General features: G+C 65.6%; 22 protein-coding genes. 3 read left to right on the top strand and 19 right to left on the bottom strand.

Features of this window, described 5'->3' with window-relative positions:
• Position 1: 1 nt before the first annotated feature.
• The 10 genes from PARHAE_RS18510 to PARHAE_RS18465 form a co-directional block, all read right to left on the bottom strand.
• Complete coding sequence (locus PARHAE_RS18510; RefSeq protein WP_126156028.1) at positions 2-1,456, bottom strand: amino acid ABC transporter permease; 1,455 nt, start codon at positions 1,454-1,456, stop codon at positions 2-4.
• A gap of 1 nt (position 1,457) precedes the next feature.
• Positions 1,458-2,714, bottom strand: a complete 1,257-nt coding sequence (locus PARHAE_RS18505) for an amino acid ABC transporter permease (protein ID WP_126156027.1) — start codon at positions 2,712-2,714, stop codon at positions 1,458-1,460.
• A gap of 107 nt (positions 2,715-2,821) precedes the next feature.
• On the bottom strand, positions 2,822-3,838 hold the full coding sequence (locus PARHAE_RS18500) for an amino acid ABC transporter substrate-binding protein (RefSeq protein WP_126156026.1): 1,017 nt from the start codon (positions 3,836-3,838) through the stop codon (positions 2,822-2,824).
• A 160-nt stretch (positions 3,839-3,998) separates the two neighbouring features.
• On the bottom strand, positions 3,999-4,712 hold the full coding sequence (locus PARHAE_RS18495) for an ATP12 family chaperone protein (protein ID WP_126156025.1): 714 nt from the start codon (positions 4,710-4,712) through the stop codon (positions 3,999-4,001).
• Complete coding sequence (locus PARHAE_RS18490) at positions 4,709-5,365, bottom strand: HAD-IA family hydrolase (RefSeq protein WP_126156024.1); 657 nt, start codon at positions 5,363-5,365, stop codon at positions 4,709-4,711. The genes PARHAE_RS18495 and PARHAE_RS18490 overlap by 4 nt, the downstream gene beginning before the upstream one ends.
• Positions 5,362-6,414, bottom strand: coding sequence for an RluA family pseudouridine synthase (locus PARHAE_RS18485; RefSeq protein WP_126156023.1), 1,053 nt, complete (start codon positions 6,412-6,414; stop codon positions 5,362-5,364). The genes PARHAE_RS18490 and PARHAE_RS18485 overlap by 4 nt, the downstream gene beginning before the upstream one ends.
• Positions 6,411-6,776 carry a fluoride efflux transporter CrcB gene (crcB, locus tag PARHAE_RS18480; protein ID WP_126156022.1) on the bottom strand — a complete coding sequence of 122 codons (366 nt, stop codon included), beginning with the start codon at positions 6,774-6,776 and terminating at the stop codon, positions 6,411-6,413. Before crcB ends, PARHAE_RS18485 begins: the two co-directional genes overlap by 4 nt.
• A 31-nt stretch (positions 6,777-6,807) precedes the next feature.
• Positions 6,808-8,124: a replication-associated recombination protein A gene (locus PARHAE_RS18475; RefSeq protein WP_126156021.1), complete on the bottom strand. Its 1,317-nt coding sequence runs from the start codon at positions 8,122-8,124 to the stop codon at positions 6,808-6,810.
• A 48-nt stretch (positions 8,125-8,172) separates the two neighbouring features.
• Positions 8,173-8,763: an acyl-homoserine-lactone synthase gene (locus PARHAE_RS18470; protein WP_126156020.1), complete on the bottom strand. Its 591-nt coding sequence runs from the start codon at positions 8,761-8,763 to the stop codon at positions 8,173-8,175.
• A gap of 62 nt (positions 8,764-8,825) precedes the next feature.
• Positions 8,826-9,437, bottom strand: coding sequence for a helix-turn-helix transcriptional regulator (locus tag PARHAE_RS18465; protein WP_126156019.1), 612 nt, complete (start codon positions 9,435-9,437; stop codon positions 8,826-8,828).
• Between the two features lie 97 nt (positions 9,438-9,534).
• Between PARHAE_RS18465 and PARHAE_RS18460 the strand changes: the two genes are divergently transcribed.
• Positions 9,535-9,729 carry a hypothetical protein gene (locus tag PARHAE_RS18460; protein ID WP_126156018.1) on the top strand — a complete coding sequence of 65 codons (195 nt, stop codon included), beginning with the start codon at positions 9,535-9,537 and terminating at the stop codon, positions 9,727-9,729.
• 24 nt (positions 9,730-9,753) lie between these two features.
• Here the strand turns inward: PARHAE_RS18460 and rplQ are convergent, their stop codons facing one another.
• From rplQ to rplO, 7 genes are all read right to left on the bottom strand, one after another.
• Entirely contained in the window at positions 9,754-10,173 is a 420-nt protein-coding gene (gene rplQ, locus PARHAE_RS18455) for a 50S ribosomal protein L17 (protein ID WP_126156017.1), read from the bottom strand.
• A 112-nt stretch (positions 10,174-10,285) separates the two neighbouring features.
• Positions 10,286-11,302, bottom strand: coding sequence for a DNA-directed RNA polymerase subunit alpha (locus PARHAE_RS18450; protein ID WP_103173011.1), 1,017 nt, complete (start codon positions 11,300-11,302; stop codon positions 10,286-10,288).
• Between the two features lie 118 nt (positions 11,303-11,420).
• Positions 11,421-11,810 (bottom strand): 30S ribosomal protein S11, encoded by a 390-nt coding sequence (gene rpsK, locus PARHAE_RS18445; RefSeq protein WP_089386342.1) that lies wholly within the window; start codon positions 11,808-11,810, stop codon positions 11,421-11,423.
• Positions 11,811-11,822: 12 nt separating this feature from the next.
• Positions 11,823-12,191: a 30S ribosomal protein S13 gene (gene rpsM, locus PARHAE_RS18440; RefSeq protein WP_089386341.1), complete on the bottom strand. Its 369-nt coding sequence runs from the start codon at positions 12,189-12,191 to the stop codon at positions 11,823-11,825.
• A 154-nt stretch (positions 12,192-12,345) separates the two neighbouring features.
• Positions 12,346-13,017, bottom strand: coding sequence for an adenylate kinase (locus PARHAE_RS18435; protein ID WP_126156016.1), 672 nt, complete (start codon positions 13,015-13,017; stop codon positions 12,346-12,348).
• A gap of 35 nt (positions 13,018-13,052) precedes the next feature.
• Positions 13,053-14,423, bottom strand: coding sequence for a preprotein translocase subunit SecY (secY, locus tag PARHAE_RS18430; RefSeq protein WP_126156015.1), 1,371 nt, complete (start codon positions 14,421-14,423; stop codon positions 13,053-13,055).
• Between the two features lie 109 nt (positions 14,424-14,532).
• Positions 14,533-15,012, bottom strand: coding sequence for a 50S ribosomal protein L15 (gene rplO, locus PARHAE_RS18425; protein WP_126156014.1), 480 nt, complete (start codon positions 15,010-15,012; stop codon positions 14,533-14,535).
• 192 nt (positions 15,013-15,204) lie between these two features.
• Between rplO and PARHAE_RS18420 the strand changes: the two genes are divergently transcribed.
• Complete coding sequence (locus PARHAE_RS18420) at positions 15,205-15,813, top strand: hypothetical protein (protein WP_126156013.1); 609 nt, start codon at positions 15,205-15,207, stop codon at positions 15,811-15,813.
• Position 15,814: 1 nt separating this feature from the next.
• Here PARHAE_RS18420 and PARHAE_RS18415 read toward each other — a convergent pair whose 3' ends face one another.
• A complete protein-coding gene (locus tag PARHAE_RS18415) occupies positions 15,815-16,543 on the bottom strand; it encodes a hypothetical protein (RefSeq protein WP_126156012.1) in 729 nt (242 codons plus the stop codon).
• A gap of 203 nt (positions 16,544-16,746) precedes the next feature.
• On the opposite strand from PARHAE_RS18415, the gene PARHAE_RS18410 reads away from it, so the two are divergent.
• The gene (locus tag PARHAE_RS18410; protein ID WP_126156011.1) at positions 16,747-17,430 is read left to right on the top strand and encodes a VPLPA-CTERM sorting domain-containing protein; all 684 of its coding nucleotides are present in this window, start codon (positions 16,747-16,749) and stop codon (positions 17,428-17,430) included.
• A gap of 67 nt (positions 17,431-17,497) precedes the next feature.
• Here the strand turns inward: PARHAE_RS18410 and rpmD are convergent, their stop codons facing one another.
• On the bottom strand, positions 17,498-17,683 hold the full coding sequence (gene rpmD, locus PARHAE_RS18405) for a 50S ribosomal protein L30 (RefSeq protein WP_103173018.1): 186 nt from the start codon (positions 17,681-17,683) through the stop codon (positions 17,498-17,500).
• Positions 17,684-17,691 lie beyond the last annotated feature (8 nt).

The following is a 17,691-nucleotide window of genomic DNA, read 5'->3' as shown; positions in this document are numbered from 1 at the left end:
CTTACCTGTGGCCGCGGGCCAGCCGGCGTTCGAGATACATCGAATAACGCGACATGCCGAAGCAGATCAGAAAGAAGATGAAGCCGACGAAGATATACGGCTCCCAATAGATGCCTTTCCAGCTGGTGCTGGCGCGCACCGCGTCGGACATGGATTTCAGCGGGTCGTAAAGGCCCACGAAGGTCACCAGGGTGGTGTCCTTGAACATGCCGATGAAGGTGGACACGATGCCGGGGATGCTGATCTTCAGCGCCTGGGGCAGCACGATCAGCCGCTGCGCCTTCCAGTAATCCAGGCCCAGGGCGTCGGCGGCCTCGTACTGGCCCTTGGGCAGGGCGGCCAGGCCGCCTCGGATCACCTCGGCCATGTAGGCGGCCGAGAACAGCGTGACCATGATGATGACGCGCAGGATGATGTCGAAGGTCACGGTCGGCGGCAGGAAATAGTTCAGCAGCAGGGATGCCACGAACAGCAGCGCGATCAGCGGCACGCCCCGGATGAACTCGATGAAGATCACCGCCAGCGACTTGACCAGGAACATGTCCGAACGCCGCGCCAGCGCCAGCACGATGCCCAGGGGCAGCGACATGGCGATGCCCGCGACGCCGATGGTGATCGACAACAGGAACCCCCCGAACCGATCCGAGGCCACCGCCGGGATCGCCAGCGAGACCAGGCTTTCCGCGTCCGACGCGGCCTCGCCCGCGTAGAAATACCACCAGACCAGCGGCACGACCAATGCCACGACCGTCGCCAGCAGGCCCGACACCCTGCCCAAGGCCAGCCAGGCGATCCAGCCCAGCAGCGGACCGGCCAGCACCATGATCGGTCCCCAGGCCGAGCCGCCCCACAGGAACCAGACCCCCATCAGCGGATAGAGGACCGAAAAGATCAGCAGCCAGGACACATGCCGTTCGGACACCGCCAGCCCGCCGATCAGCATGACGGCGGCAAAGACCAGCCAGGCGGCGGGGGCGTTCAGGGTGACCATCAGCCACAGCGTCAGAACCGTCGCCAGCCCCAGCACGATGCGGCGGATGCCGGGCGATTCGGAAAACAGAACCGGCGCCAGCGCCAGGAACAGCAGGCCAAAGGCCATGGTCGGGCGCCAGTACAGCGCGGGCGGATAGAAGCCATAGACATACTGGTTCCAGCGTTCGCGGATCACCGCCCAGCAGGCGCCCCGCGCGCCCTCGCCCCAGGTTTCGGCGATGATCTGGCGGCATTCGGACAGGCTGTTCGCGTTCCAGACGGAATGGGCGAACCAGTCCCAGAAATGGCTGACCAGGAACCAGACGATCAACACGCCGATGATCGTCAGCACCGTGTTCACCGGACCCGAGAACAGGTTCTGCCGCAGCCAGTGAATCGCGCCGGCCTCGCGCGCCGGGGGATCGGACGGAGGCAGCATGGTGTCGCGGACAAAGGGCACGGTCTGGGCGTGGGTGTCGCTCATCTCACCGCTCCTTCAGTTTGACGCGGGCGTTGAACAGGTTCATCCCGGCCGAGATGATCAGGCTGAGAACCAGATAGACGCCCATCATCAGCACGATGGATTCCAGTTCCCGCCCCGTCTGGTTCAGCGTCGTGCCGCCCAGCGTGCCCTTGATGTCCATATAGCCCACGGCGATCGCCAGAGAGCTGTTCTTCATCAGGTTCAGATATTGCGAGATCAGCGGCGGAATGATCACCCGCAGCGCCTGCGGCAGGATCACCAGGCTCATGGTCCGGCGCGGGCGCAGGCCCAGGGCGAAGGCGGCCTCGGATTGGCCGCGATTGACCGCCAGGATCCCGGCGCGGACGATTTCCGCGATGAAGGCGCCGGTATACAGCGTCAGCGCCAGCCACAGCGCGACCAGTCCGTTCTGGACGTTGATGCCGCCCGAGAAGTTGAAGCCGCGCAGTTCCGGGGTTTCGAAATGCAGGCCGAAATACAAGATCAGCAGCAGCGACGGCACGGTCATGACCGCAAGGCTCATCCACCAGGTCGTCGGGCGGCCGCCGGTCTGGTCCTGCACGCGCTGCGCCCAGTCCCGGATCATGCGTCGGGCGATCCACCCGGCGATCAGCACCACGACAAAGGCGATGGTCGCCCAGTTGAAGGTGATCCGCGCGCCCAGATCCAGGCTGCCGGGATCGTTGGTCATCGCCAGCGTGGGGATCGCGGTATAGCGGTTGGTCAGCGCCACATGGTCGAACAGGATCATGCTGGCCGCCGGATCGTCGCCGCGAAAGGCGTTGGGCGGCGGCATCACTTCGGTGAAGACGGCAAAGACGATCAGAATCCACAGCAGCAGGGGAACGTTGCGGAACGCCTCGACATAGACGGTCATCAGCCGCGCGATCAGCCAGTTGTTCGACAGCCGCGCGACCCCGGCGACGATGCCGACGAAGGTCGCGGCGATGCAGCCCAGGATCGACACGATCAGCGTGTTCAGCAGGCCCACGAAGGCCGCGCGCAGATGCGTATCGTCCGAGGTATAGGGAATCGGCGTCTGCGGGATGTCGTATCCCGCCCGCTGCCACAGGAAGCCGAAATTGAAATCCTTGCCCAGGGCCGCCAGGTTGCGGATCGTGTTGTTGACCAGCCACCAGGCCAGGGCCATCACCAGGATGAAGACGATCACCTGGAAGGTCATCGACCGATAGCGCCGATCATAGATCAGCATACTGGGCCGGAACGGCGGATTACCCGGCGCTGACATGTCCGTCATTCGATTTTACCCCTGTAGCCGGTCATGCCTTTGCGGCGTTTCGTGCGACCGGTCTTTTCATTATGGGAAAGGGGCGCGATTGCGCCCCCTTCGGTCTTGTGCAGGTCTTAGCGGAAGGGCATCGCGTACATCAGGCCGCCCTGGGTCCATTGCGCGTTCAGGCCGCGCGCCAGACCAATCGGGGTCTGTTCGCCGATATTGGCCGCGAAAATCTCGCCATAGTTGCCGCTGGCCATGATGGCGCGTTTGGCCCATTCCTTGTCCAGTCCGATCATCGCGCCCAGATCGTCGGTCACGCCCAGCAGACGCTGAACCTCGGGGTTCTGGGACGAGCTGGTCAGTTCCTCGATATTGGCCGAAGTGATGCCGTATTCCTCGGCCGCGATCAGCGCGTACAGCGTCCAGCGAACGATATCGCCCCAGTTGTTGTCGCCGTGGCGCACCGCAGGCCCCAGCGGTTCCTTGGAGATGATCTCGGGCAGGATGATGTGGTTTTCCGGGTCGGCGAAGGCCGCGCGGGTGGCGGCCAGGCCTGATGCGTCGGTCGTATAGGCGTCGCAGGCGCCGGCCATGTATTGCTGCTCGCCCTCGGCGTTGCTGTCGATGTTGACGGGCTGATAGGTCATGTTGTTGGCCTTGAAGTAGTCGGCCAGGTTCAGTTCCGTCGTGGTGCCGGTCTGGATGCAGACGGTCGCGCCTTCCAGTTCCTTGGCCGAGGTCACGCCCAGATCCTTGCGGACCATGAAGCCTTGGCCGTCATAGTAATTGACGCCGATGAAATCCAGCTTCAGGTCGGTGTCGCGCGAAAACGTCCAGGTCGAGTTCCGGGCCAGCAGGTCCACCTCGCCCGAGGACAGCGCGGTAAAGCGCGTCTGGCCGGTGGTGGGGACGTATTTCACCTTGCTTGCATCGCCCAGCACGGCGGCGGCGACGGCCTTGCAGATATCGACATCGAAGCCCGTCCAGTTGCCGTTCGCATCCGGCGCCGCGAAGCCGACAAGGCCGGTGTTCACGCCGCAGTTCAGCTCGCCACGCGCCTTCACGTCGGCCAGCGTGTCGGCCATGCCGGCCCCCGCCATCAGCGTGGCGGCGGCGACGGTGCCCAGAAATACCGAAGTCTTCATGTCTACCCCTTTGTTGGTTGCCGTCCCGGCCCCGCCCGGACGTCACCCGGACCTTTGCGGCCGAGCCTTCGCGAAAGCCCCCCGGAAGGGGCATCCCATAGGCGACATAGTGCCGATCCTTCCCGATGCGTCAAGCGCGACGCCCGGCGGGCGGGCACATTCAACCCGTGCGCGACAGGCGCCACAGCCGTTCGGCGTCCATCATCGCCGCCCTGCGGCTTTCGGCGGCAAGGCGCGCCTCGTCGTCCTGGCCCCATTGCTCGGCCTGGAAATCCTCGTCGATGCGGGACAGGCGGAAGGCCGTATCCGCGTCGATCCGGCCCCGGATGACGGCCAGGCCCAGGACCAGCGAACCGGGCAGCGTCACAAGATCGTGCAGCGCGGTCAGGCCGAAGGCGTCCAGTGCGGCGACATGGCCGTGCAGCCGGGTCAGGGCCTCGGGATCCTGGGCGATGGGGATGACGCCGTGGGTGATGCGCAGGGGCGCGCGCAGATCGGTCGCCGCCCAGTCGACCAGCGGATCCCACCCCTCGGCCTGGCGCCGCGCCAGTTCCGCCGGCTGGTCCGCGCGATAGGACAAAAGATCGGTGCCGCCATAATCGGCAAGCATGCCCGCGACATCGGCAAACTGGGGCGTCACCTTCTCGATGGCGGAATTGGCGGCGCGGGTCAGCGGCATGGTGTTCGGATCGATCACATCCGCCTGCGCGTCCCATTCCGCCGCCACCGCCGCGGCCAGGGCGGCGGTCGGCAGCAGCAGCGGCAGCTTGCCAGGGGTGCGCAGGGGGCGGTCGTCCAGCGCGATCCCGAACCCCTTGTCGGCGGGCCGAACCGAAGCCGCCTTCCAGAACCGCCGCGCTTTCCATTCGCTCATGCCGCCCACCTTGCCACTGCCTGGCCCAAATCCGTGAAATCCTCCGCCACCAGCACCGCGCCCGAGGCCGCCAGCCGGTCGCGGGCGTGATAGCCCCAGCCAACGCCGAACGCCGCCATTCCCGCCGCCCGCGCCATGTCCATGTCGAAACTGGTATCGCCGATCATCACCGCGTCCCCGGCCGCCACGCCGGTCTCGGCCAGCGCGGCCAGAAGCATGGACAGATGGGGTTTCGACGGGTGGTCATCCGCCGTCTGAAGGCTGACGAACCGGCCTTCCAGCCCATGCGCGGCGATCATCGCCGCCAGCCCGCGCCGCGACTTGCCCGTGGCCACCGCCAGCAGCAGGTCGTCGCGCGCGGCAAGCCCGTCCAGGCAGGCCAGCGCACCGGGATACAGGGGCGCGGCCTGGGCCAGCCGCGCCTGCATGAAGGCCCTGCGATAGGCATCGGCAATCAGCGCCTGGGTCGCGGCATCCTGGCCGGGGGCCAGATGCGCCACCGCCACCGGCAGCGACAGGCCGACGATCTGCAACACCGCGTCGCGCGGCAGCGGGGCCAGCCCGGCCGCCTGGAATGCCAGCGTCATGGCGCCGTGGATATGGTGCTGGCTGTCGACCAGCGTGCCGTCCACATCGAAGACGACCAGCTTCATTCGACATCTGCGAAAGGATCGTCCGGCACGTCGTTTTCATGCCATCCCAGCGTTTTCCAGGTCCGCGCCATGTGGTCGGGCAAGGGCGCGGTCAGGGTGATGCGCTTCTTGGTGATCGGATGGTCGAAGGACAGGCTGCGGGCGTGCAGGTGCAGCTTCTTGCTGATCTCTCCGCCCAGTTGCGCGCCCCAGCCGTCGCCCAGGTTTTCCTGCCCCGAGCCGCCATATTTGCCGTCGCCGACGATGGGATGGCCCAGTTCGGCCATATGCGCGCGCAACTGATGGGTCCGCCCGGTGATCGGCACCAGGGCGCACCAGCTGGCCCGCGTGCCAAGGGCATCCAGCACGGCATAATCGGTGGTGGCGCGCTTGGCGCCCTCGGTCGCGTCGATGTCGCGGGGGTGGACGGCGATCATCTTCTCATTGTCGCCGCGCCCGCCCCCGCCCTTGACCAGGCCGAAACGGATCGTGCCCATGCGCGGATGCGGCACGCCCGCCACCGCCGCCCAATAGATCTTGCGGGTGGTGCGGGACCGGAACGCCTCGGACAAGGCCCGCGCGATGCGGTCGGTCCGCGCCAGCAGCAGCACGCCGGACGTGTCCTTGTCCAGCCGGTGGACCAGCTTGGGCCGGTCCTTGTAGCCGAACATCAGCGCCGTGGTCAGCCCGTCCACATGCCGGTCGCCCTGCCCGCTGCCGCCCTGGCTGGGCAGGCCCGGAGGCTTGTTGAGCGCGATGATATGGTCGTCCTTCCACAGCACGGCGGCCTGGATCATCTGCTGATCGCTGTCCGACACGCGCGGACCCAGCGGGCGGCTGGCGCGCGCGGGCGCAGGGGCTGTATCGGGCAGCGGCGGGATGCGAACCTCTTGCCCGGCCTCGATCCGGGTGGCAGGCTTCACCCGCCCGCCGTCGATGCGCAACTGACCCGTGCGGCACAGCTTCTCGATGGCGATCTGACCCAGTTGCGGGAACTTCTTCTTCAGCCAGCGGTCAAGGCGCTGATCGCCTTCATCCTCGCCGACGCGGATGGTCTGGACGCCGCTCATGCGAAAATCCCCCGGCCAATGGCCATGCCCGCAAAGACCGCCCCCAGCGACAGCAGCACCGATCCCGCGACATACAGCGCCGCCGAGGCCGCCTGCCCGCGTTCCCACAGGGTCAGCGCGTCCAGCGAAAAGGCCGAAAAGGTCGTGAAGCCGCCCAGGACGCCGGTCAGCAGAAGGGGCGCCCAAGCCCCGCCGCGCACCGTCAGCACCACGGCCAGCAGGCCCATGATCAGGCTGCCCGCGACATTGACGGCGATCGTCGCCAGCGGAAAGCCTTGCACGGGCATCGCGCGATACACGCCAAGGCGCGCCGCCGAACCGATGGCGCCGCCAAGGGCGACCTGAAGATATGGGTTCATCATGGGCCGGTCCTGTGCCGGGACGCGCGCAAAGTCAACCGCCGCGCTTCAGCCGCTGCGACACGAACCAGTCCAGCCGCTTCTTCAGTTCCCGTTCGAAGCCGCGTTCGACCGGGACATACAGAACCGGGCGCTTCATGCCGTCGGGGAAATAGTTCTGGCCGGAAAAGCCGTCCTCGGCGTCGTGGTCATAGGCGTAACCCGCGCCATAGCCCTGTTCCTTCATCATCTTTGTCGGCGCGTTCAGGATATGGGCGGGCGGCATCAGGCTGCCGGTGCGCCGCGCCTCGGCTCGGGCGGCCTTGTAGGCGACGTATCCGGCATTCGACTTCGGCGCCAGCGCCAGATAGATCACCGCCTGCGCCAGGGCCAACTCGCCCTCTGGCGATCCCAGCCGTTCGTACAGCGCCCAGGCATCCAGGCAATGGCGCTGCGCCGCCGGGTCGGCCAGGCCGATATCCTCGACCGCCATGCGGGTGATGCGGCGGGCGAGATAGCGCGGATCCTCGCCCCCCTCCAGCATCCGGCCCAGCCAGTACAGCGCCGCGTCGGGGTCCGATCCGCGCACCGATTTGTGCAGGGCGGAAATCAGGTTGTAATGCTCGTCGCCCGACTTGTCGTATTTCGCCGCCCGCCGCATCAGCCGCTGCGCCATGGCGGGCTGGTCGATCGGCTTGTCAGTCTTCCAGGCCGCCACCTGCTCGATCAGGTTCAGGGCGGCGCGGCCGTCGCCATCGGCCATCTCCAGCAGCGCCTCGCGCGCCTCGGCCGTCAGGGGCAGCTTGCGGCCCAGTTCCCGTTCGGCGCGTTGCGCCATCAGTTCCAGATCGCGCAGCGACAGACGTTCCAGCACGACGACCTGGGCCCGCGACATCAGCGCGGCGTTCAGTTCGAACGAGGGATTTTCGGTCGTCGCACCGACCAGAAGGATCGTCCCGTCCTCCATATAGGGCAGGAAACTGTCCTGCTGCGCCTTGTTGAAGCGGTGGATCTCGTCCACGAACAGCAGTGTGCCGCGCCCTTGGCTGCGGCGCAGCTTCGCGGCCTCGAACACCTTGCGCAGTTCGGGGACGCCGGAAAAGATCGCGCTGATCTGCACGAAGGCCAGGTCGGTCTCGTCCGCCAGCAGGCGGGCGATGGTGGTCTTGCCGACGCCCGGCGGACCCCACAGGATCAGCGACGACAGGCTGCCCGAACCCAGCATCGACCCCAGCGGCCCATCCGGGCCAAGCACCTTGTCCTGACCGATCACATCGCCCATGCGCACGGGGCGGATGCGGTCGGCCAAGGGTCGCACCGCCGGGGAGGGCGGCGGATCGGACAAGGGGCTGGCGTCGAACAGGTCGGGCATGATGCCGTCAATGTAGGATGGCCGGACGGCCGCGAACAGCCCCCGCCGTCAGTGCATCTTCGGCGCCAGGTTGATCGCAACGCACTGGAAGTTGGCGTCGTCGATCCACATCACCCGGCCGATCGCTTCGGCTTCCAGGCCGCAGCGCCCGTACCAGCGGGGCCAGGACGCGCCGGTCAGCGCGATCAACCTGGTGGCGCCCAGTTCGCGCGCGGACGCGGTCATCGCCTCGACCATCTTGTAATGGACCTTGCGGCGATACATCTGCGGGATGTCGTGGCTGACGAAAACGCGCGAGCATTCCCAGACCTGCGGATCGACGGGGGCCTCGCCGTCCAGCAGATCCTGCGGGATCGACCCGCCCAGGATGCCCTTTTGCGCGTCGCGGATCATATAGCTGTAGATCCCGCAGCGCGCCGTGGTCGGGGTCAGGCGGAAGCCCGCCAGAACCTCGCCCTTGTCATGGACCGCGATCCAGCGGCTTTGCGGCGTGTCATACTGGTCGAATTCCATGTCCTCGGCCTCGGGCAGATCCCAGTTCTTCTGGATGATGAAGCTCTGCTTGCGGGCGCGGAACAGCTTGGCGAACAGTTCGCCATGGTTGTGAAGGTTCGAAAAGGAAAGCGTGGTCGTCTGCATTGTCATTCTCCTGGGGTGTAAGGACAGCCCCTCGTTGCGTCCCGGATCCCCTGGGCGAACGCCTAAAGCAGGCGGTATTCCTTGGCCCTCTGCAACGCCTCGGCGGTCGTGCGGGCCTTCAGTCTTTCCCGGACTGAGATCAGCCTTGCCTTGAACGCGCTTTCGGTGATGCCAAGCTTGGCCGCCGCTGCCGCATGACGATCGCCCTCCGCGACGCAACGAAGGGCATCTTTCTGAGCCTTTGTCAGGCTCGCCGGCGGCTCCGTTGAATCGTGAAGCCGACGTACCGTGGTCGAGATCTCGGCGATCTCGTCATCCGTGAATTCGCGGTCGTCGCGGGCGAAGCTGGCGATGGTGCGGGAACTGATCGGCCCGCAAGAGACCGTCAGCCCGAACGTCAGGCCGTGGTTCGCCGCGTCCTTCAGGATGCTGAACGGATCCGGGATCGGCAGACTGGACCAGCGGCAGGCCCCCGTCGTCGAAAATCCCCAGGCGATCGTCGGATCGCGCAGCGCGTAGCCGTTCTGGGAATAAAAATCCGCCCATTCCTGCGCATATGTCTGAAATTGCATCAACGGGGCGGCAAAACGGATATGCAGCCCCACGAAATAGCCTGCCGGGGCAAGCTTCCCCAGTTTTTGCAGGCCAGCATTGATATCGGCGCGTGATGACATGACTTTTTAGACAAATTGCGTTCGAAGGCGTCAACGTACAAAGTAGTCTTGGAGCATAATAGTTGCCATATCCTTAATGGGATAGGAGATCCCGCCTATGCGGCTGTCTCGCGACGTTCTGACGCTGCCCGTCCCTCTTCGCCAGCAACTGCTGGCGATGCCCCTGACGGCGGATGAGCGGCAAGACGCCGCCCGCGCGATTTCCAAGGCTATCAACCCTCCAGCGCCCAACCAACTGTGCCGCGACATCACGAAAAACGCCCCGCAACCGGATGGGCTGCGAGGCGTCTGATTCGCTCAGCCGACAGATGCGGCGTTATTCGGCCTCGGCAGCCTCGGCCTCGACGCGGGCACGATCGGCCGCGCCCTTGGCCGAGGTGTCGCGGTCCACGAATTCGATGATCGCCATCGGCGCCATGTCGCCATAGCGGAAACCGGCCTTCAGGACGCGGACATAGCCGCCCTGGCGGTCCTTGTAACGCTCGCCCAGAACGTCGAACAGCTTGGCGACGTACTGGTCCTGCTTCAACTGCGCGGCGGCCTGGCGGCGGGCGTGCAGATCGCCGCGCTTGGCCAGCGTGATCAGCTTTTCGATGATCGGGCGCAGTTCCTTGGCCTTGGGCAGGGTCGTCTTGATCTGCTCGTGCTCGATCAAGGATCCGGCCATGTTGGCGAACAGCGCCTTGCGGTGTTCATGGGTGCGGTTGAGGCGGCGATAGCCACGGGCGTGACGCATGATGATTCTCCGTTAACGTCTTTTGCTTTGTCCGGCAGCCCATGCGTGCGGGCCGCTCTCCTTGGGGCGGAATGCCCGGTCGTACGGGGGCGGCGAACCGCCCCCGAATCCGTCAGAACTGGTCGTCGAAACGCTTGGCCAGATCCTCGATGTTTTCCGGCGGCCAGTCGACCACGTCCATGCCCAGGTGCAGGCCCATCCCCGACAGCACTTCCTTGATTTCGTTCAAGGACTTGCGGCCAAAGTTCGGCGTGCGCAGCATCTCGGCTTCGGTTTTCTGGATCAGGTCGCCGATATAGACGATGTTGTCGTTCTTCAGGCAGTTGGCCGAACGCACCGACAGTTCCAGTTCGTCCACCTTCTTCAGCAGGCGCGGATCGAATTCCAGCCCGTCCTCGGCATCCTGGCGGTTGGCCGATTCGGGTTCGTCGAAGTTCACGAAGACCGACAGTTGGTCCTGAACGATGCGCGCGGCATAGGCCACGGCGTCCTCCGGGGTCAGCGAACCGTCGGTCTCGATCTTCATCGTCAGCTTGTCATAGTCCAGCACCTGCCCCTCGCGGGTCGGCGTGACCTCATAGCTGACGCGCTTGACCGGAGAGAAGATCGCGTCGATCGGAATCAGCCCGATGGGCGCATCCTCGGGGCGGTTCTTGTCGGCCGCGACATAGCCCTTGCCGGTCTGCACCGTCAGTTCCATGTTCAGGTCGGCGCCGTCGTCCAGATGGCAGATGACGTGATCGCGGTTCAGGACGGTAATCCCGGCGGTTTCCTGGATATCGCCGGCCTTGACCTCGCCCGGTCCCTTGGCCGACAGGGTCAGGCGCTTCGGCCCTTCCACGTCCATCTTCAGCGTCACGCCCTTGAGGTTCAGGACGATGTCCGTCACATCCTCGCGGACGCCCGCGACGCTGCTGAATTCGTGCAGCACGTTGTCGATCTGAACCGAGGTGATGGCCCCGCCTTGCAGCGAGGACAGCAGCACGCGGCGCAGCGCGTTGCCCAGCGTCAGGCCGAAGCCCCGCTCCAGCGGTTCGGCGACCAGCGTGGCGGTGCGGGTGGCATCCGCACCCGGCTTGACAACCAATTGCGTCGGCTTGATCAGCTCGGCCCAATTCTTGTGGATCATGCGTTTGCCTCCATTCTTGCTTCCGCCCCATGTCCGTGGTCGGAAACGCCCGAGGTTGAAAACGGAAAAGACCGGACCGCGCGAGAGACGCGCGATCCGGGGAATCGCTACCTGAAAATCAGACGCGGCGGCGCTTCGGCGGGCGGCAGCCGTTATGCGCGATCGGGGTCACGTCGCGGATCGCGGTGATGTTGAAGCCGACCGAGGCCAAGGCGCGCAAAGCCGATTCGCGGCCCGAACCGGGGCCTTGCACTTCGACTTCCAGGGTGCGGACGCCGTGTTCCTGCGCCTTGCGGCCCGCGTCTTCGGCGGCCATCTGCGCGGCATAGGGGGTCGATTTGCGCGAGCCCTTGAAGCCCATGGTGCCGGCGGACGACCACGAGATCGCATTGCCCTGCACGTCGGAAATCAGGATCTTGGTGTTGTTGAAGCTGGAATTCACATGCGCAACGCCGGTGGCGATGTTCTTGCGTTCCTTGCGCTTCATGCGGGTCTTGTCGCGTGCCATGTCCGTTACCCCTTATTTCTTCTTGCCAGCGATGGGTTTTGCCGGGCCTTTGCGGGTACGGGCATTGGTGTGGGTGCGCTGGCCGCGCACCGGCAGGCCGCGGCGGTGACGCAGGCCGCGATAGGAACCCAGGTCCATCATGCGCTTGATGTTCATCTGCCGTTCGCGGCGCAGATCGCCCTCGACCGTCAGGTTCGCGTCGATATATTCGCGGATTTGCAGCACTTCGGCATCCGACAGATCGTTCACGCGGCGGGCGCGGTCGATGCCGACGGCCTCGCAGATCTGTTCGGCATACATCGGGCCGATGCCGTGGATATAGGTCAGGGCGATCGGGACGCGTTTCCCGGTCGGAATGTTGACGCCAGCAATACGAGCCACGCGTTTTCCTTTATCGGTTGCGGTTCCGTAGCGCCGGAACCTTTTTTCACAACGTAAGGCCCGAAAGCCGTGCCTTCGGGCCGCTGATGGGCCACCCCTTCGACGGGTGATTCTCTTGCGAGATGCCGTGACTTAAAGGCCGCGGCTCATGGCGTCAAGTGCCGGTCGCGATTTCGCTTGACACAGGCAGCACACGGCCGATCTGGCGCGCAACCTCGTCCATTTCGGCCAGCCCGTCGACCGGGGCCAGCTTCCCCTTGGCGTAGTAATAGCCGATCAGGGGCGAGGTCTTCTTGTAATATTCCAGCAGCCGGGTCTTGAGGCTGTCCTCGTTGTCGTCGGCGCGGCGGCGCAGGTCGGTCGAGCCGCAGACATCGCAGACGCCATGCTTGGCGGTGGGCTTGGTCTCGTCGTGATAGACCTCGCCGCAATTGCCGCAGGTGTAGCGGCCGGTAATGCGGCGGACCAGGGCTTCGTCATCCACCTGCATTTCGATCACGGCGTCCAGCACCATGCCGGTTTCGTCCAGAAGCTGCCCCAGGGCATCCGCCTGGGCCAATGTGCGCGGAAATCCGTCGAAGATGAAGCCGTTGCCGCCTTCGGACAGCTTTTCGCGGATCAGGCCGATGACGATCTCGTCCGTCACCAGTTCGCCCCGGTCCATGACCTCGGCCACGCGCTTGCCCATCTCGGTCCCCGAGGACCGGGCGGCGCGCAGCATGTCGCCGGTGGACAACTGGACCAGCCCGCGTTCCTCGACCAGCTTGCGGGCCTGGGTTCCCTTGCCGGCGCCGGGAGGCCCCAGCAGAATGATATTGATCGTCATCTTTGGTCTGTCCCCCTCGTCGGCCCGTCGGGCCGTTAGCGGCGCGACGGTGCGCGACGCGGCTTTGCGCTTCCCTCTTTGCGTTTACCACGCAACTGGGATTTCTCAATCAACCCTTCGTACTGGTGGGCCAGAAGATGGCTTTGCACCTGGTTGATCGTGTCCATCGTCACCGACACCACGATCAGGACCGAGGTGCCGCCGAAGTAGAAGGGCACCGACCACTGGTGGCGGATGATTTCCGGCAGCAGGCAGACGGCCGCCAGATAGGCCGCGCCGATCACCAGCACGCGGTTGACGACATAGTCCAGGTATTCCTCGGTCCGCTTGCCGGGCCGGATGCCCGGAATGAAGCCGCCCTGGTTCTTGAGGTTGTCGGCCACGTCGTCGGACTTGAAGCTGACGTTGTGGGTATAGAAGAAGGCGAAGAAGACGATCATCGCCGCGAAGAAGATCAGATACAGCGGCTGGCCCGGCCCGAAATAGGCCAAGATCGTCGACATGATCGGCCCCGTCTGGTTGCCCGAGAAGGTGGAGATCGTCACAGGCAGCAGCAGCAGCGAGCTTGCGAAGATCGCCGGAATCACGCCCGCCGGGTTGACCTTGATCGGCAGATGCGACGACTGGCCGTCATAGATCTTCATGCCGACCTGGCGCCGGGGATACTGGATGCGGATCTTGCGCAGCGCGCGCTCCATGAAGACCACAAAGGCGATCACGGCGACGACCATCAGGATCACGCCCAGGATCACCGGGGTCGAGATCGCGCCCGACCGGCCCTGCGCGAAGAAGTTCGCCAGCGCCGCCGGGATTTCGGCCACGATGCCCACGAAGATGATCAGGCTGATGCCGTTGCCGATGCCGCGCGCGGTGATCTGTTCGCCCAGCCACATCAGGAACATGGTGCCGCCGACCAGGGTGATGACCACAGACGCCTGGAAGAACAGGCCCGGATCATGGGCCAGCCCGCCCGCCTCCAGCGACTTGGCCAGGCCATAGGCCTGGAACAGCGCCAGGGCCACGGTGCCATAGCGCGTGTACTGGTTGATCTTCTTGCGCCCCTGTTCGCCTTCCTTCTTCAGCTGTTCCAGCGAAGGCACCATCGAGGTCAAGAGCTGCACGATGATCGAGGCCGAGATATAGGGCATGATGCCCAGAGCGAAGACGCCCATCCGGCCCAGGGCGCCGCCGGTGAACATCGACAGGATGCCGCCGATGCCCGCCTGTGCCTGGTCCATGAAGTTGCGCAGCGCGGCGCCGTCGATGCCCGGCACCGGGATATAGGTGCCCAGCCGATAGATGATCAGCAGCCCGATCGTGAACCAGATACGCTGGCGAAGTTCCGTGGCCTTGCCGAATGCGCTCCATGAAAGGTTCGCGGCCATCTGTTCTGCGGCTGACGCCATGTGTTTTACGTCCCGTGTCATGACAGCGCCGCCGACCCGTTTCCGGGGACCGGCGGCGCCAGGAAAACCTGTTCGCTATCTATGGGGCGGGAAGGCCCCGATCAACAGCTTATTCCGCCGCCGCTTCGGTCGCGACCGGCAGCGACACCTTGCCGCCCGCCTTCTCGACCGCCTCGACCGCCGCTTTCGACGCTCCGGTGACGCTGATGGTCAGGGCCGAGGTGACTTCGCCCTTGGCCAGCAGGCGGATGCCGTCCAGCTTGCGGCGCACCAGGCCCGAGGCGACCAGGGCATCCTCGGTCAGGTCGGCCTTGGCGTCGATCTTGCCCGCGTCGATGAAGGACTGGATCTGGCCCAGGTTCACCACCGCGAAGGATTTCGCATTCGGCTTGGTGAAGCCACGCTTGGGCAGGCGGCGGTACAGCGGCATCTGGCCGCCTTCGTAACCGTTCAGCGCAACGCCCGAACGCGAGGTCTGACCCTTGATACCCCGGCCGGCGGTCTTGCCCTTGCCCGAGCCGGGACCGCGCGCCACGCGTTTCTTCTTGCGGTTGGCGCCCTCGTTGTCGCGGATTTCATGCAGTTTCATGTCGCTTCTCCTAAGCCGGACGCACCCCCGAAGCGATGATGGGGCGGACACGGCATGTCGTGTTTCGTGAATCGGTGCCCATCGGCACCCGCGGGCGTATAGACGGAACGTCGGGCTGCGGCAAGTCCCGCCATGCGCCGTCCACAAGCGGATGTGAGTTGCCCTTGCCGATGCGGGGCTTATCAGGAAACTATGATCCGCCCTACCCTTTTCCTTGCCGCGCTGCTGTCGGCTCCGCTTGCCGCCCAGGCGGAACCGGCCTTCTGCACCGCGCGCATCAATGCCCGCGACGTGCCCCTGGCCTATGACCGGGACGAGCCGGGCCTGCGCGATCATTTCAGCCGCCGCGAGATCCTCTTTACGTCATGGGGCCGCGACACCTGTCCCAGCTATGTGGTGCTGCGCAGCCTGACGCCGGACCTGACGGACGATGAACGCGGCCCCTTCTGCCTGCGCCACGACAAGGCCAGCGATTCGATCATCGGTTACGACCTGGGCCGCCGCGATGCCTATGGCCGCTGCGAAACGCCCGCCAAGACGGTCTGCCAGCGGGTCAACCAGACCAAGAACGCCGCCGTCGCCATCACCCGGGCGGCCGCGCGCGGGGCCATCAACGGCGCCCGCGCCCTGCCCGACGGATCGGGGGCGGTGATCCTCAGCGGATCGCAGGGCTATATCTCGGGCGTGCTGTCCTCGATCGGCGGGGCGGCGGCGGCCATGGCCTCCTCTCCGGCGATCGTGGCGGGGGCGGCGGTGTCGGTGGTGGCCGTCGGCGGCGCGGTCTACGCCTGCCGGGAATAGGCTAGAACTCCAGCCAGGTGCCGATCTTGAGGGCCGGTTCGCTGGGACCGGCCAGCGGCACGACGATCCCGATCTCCAGCCGCGCCGGTCCCGCCAGGTCGTAGACCGCCGAACTGGCCAGCCTGGCCGAGAAGTCGCTGTCCTTGCGCGCCTCAAGCCGCAACTGATTCACCACGGCCCAGGCTGGCGACGGGCGAATGCCGACCGTCAGATCCAGTTTGGTCACGATCTCGGGCGTCAGATAGGCGTATTCGACCTGGGTCATGCCCTGTCGGACCCTGACCTCCTCGGTCTTGCCCGCCACCTTGACGCGGGCCTCGGCGGTCAGCCAGCCGCCGTCCCACAGGCCCGAAAAGCCGCGCCCCCACATTAGCGCGGCCTGGCTCAGCGGCAGCAACTGGCCGTCCCGGCGGATGGCGCCGAAACCCAACGCATAGGACAGCCTGTTCGGCCCCTGCCCGCCGTCCAGGGATTTCTGGTACCAGGCCATCGCAGTGGTTTCGCCGACATCGGTATGGCTGATCTCCAGACCCAGGGTGCGGCGTCGTGCCAGCCCGTATTCGGCATAGAACCCGGTAAAGGAGTTGCCCTCCCGGTCCCGTTCGCCGGTCAGCGCGATGAAGGCCTGCCCCGGTTCGCGCGGCCAGGGCCCCGCCTGGGCCGGTCCGGTCATCGCCCCCGGAAAGGCGCAAGCAAACAGGGCGGGCACCAGATGCTTGCCAAGGGACATGGAACGCTCCTGACTCGGGACACGGGGTCCAGTCTAGATACAACCATCTGTTGTGGCGATCCGCCGCATACACGCCGCGCCGCTGCGTGCTTCCGCGGCAACACCCCGTCGCCGATGGCCTGTCCAAAAAGACAGGCCAATTCCGGCAAGAATTGATCACCGGCGTGCTATTCTTGCCGCGTCACAAGTTCGCGGAGGAGTTCATGAAGCATTACGTCCTTGCGGCGCTTGCAAGCGCCGCGTTTGCCACGGCGGGCCAGGCCGCCACGCTGATCGACGGAAGCACGGCCGGGTATTACAACAATGGCATCGGCACGGCGCTTGACGGCAGCAATCCTTTCGGCGGCAGCTGGATGTTCCCTGGCCCCAATGTCACTCAGGGCGATCCCTCGCTGGCCATTCCGACGGGCAGCCCGCCCGACCTGACGCCGGCCGCGGCCGCCCTGGGGGCATGGCTGACGACCCCCGCGACTCCGGGCGGCACCTGGTCCGCGGGGCCAGTCCCCATTCCCGCGATTTGGGCGATCAATACCGAGACGGCAATCATCTATGAGCTGGATGGCGGCAGCGGAGGGCTGAGCAATGTGCTGGCGTCCTTCGGGGTCGATAACGGTCTGTTCGTCTGGCTGAACGGCACGTTCCTGGGCGGGCATCTCAATGCGGGCGGGGTTTCGGCAGGTGAATTCACCCTGTCGTTGGGCAATCTGGGCAGCGGCCTGCACCATCTGCAAATCCTGCGCGAAGACCACGGAGGCGCCACCGGATACAGCGTCACGGTCACGGGCGATGTGAACCCGGCGCCGGTTCCGCTGCCTGCCTCGGGCCTGCTGCTGGCAGGGGGTGCCGCCGCGCTTGGCGCGTTGCGCCGCCGGTCGCGCCGCGCCTGACCGGATTGCCGACAAACGAAAACGCCCCGGATTTCTCCGGGGCGTTTCTGTTCGCGGTCCTTGCGGATTACGCTTTTTCTTCGATGATCGTCACCAGATGCGGGATCTTGGCGACCATGCCGCGGATCGAGGGGGTATCCTCCAGCTCGCGGGTGCGATTCATCTTGTTCAGGCCCAGGCCCTTCAGCGTCTCGCGCTGGATGGCGGGGCGGCGGATCGGGCTGCCGATCTGCTTGACGACGATGGTTGCCATACGCCTGT

It is taken from the genome of Paracoccus haematequi, assembly GCF_900631945.1.
GTDB classification, from domain to species: domain Bacteria; phylum Pseudomonadota; class Alphaproteobacteria; order Rhodobacterales; family Rhodobacteraceae; genus Paracoccus; species Paracoccus haematequi_A.
This window is presented reverse-complemented; position numbering and strand designations above follow the sequence as displayed.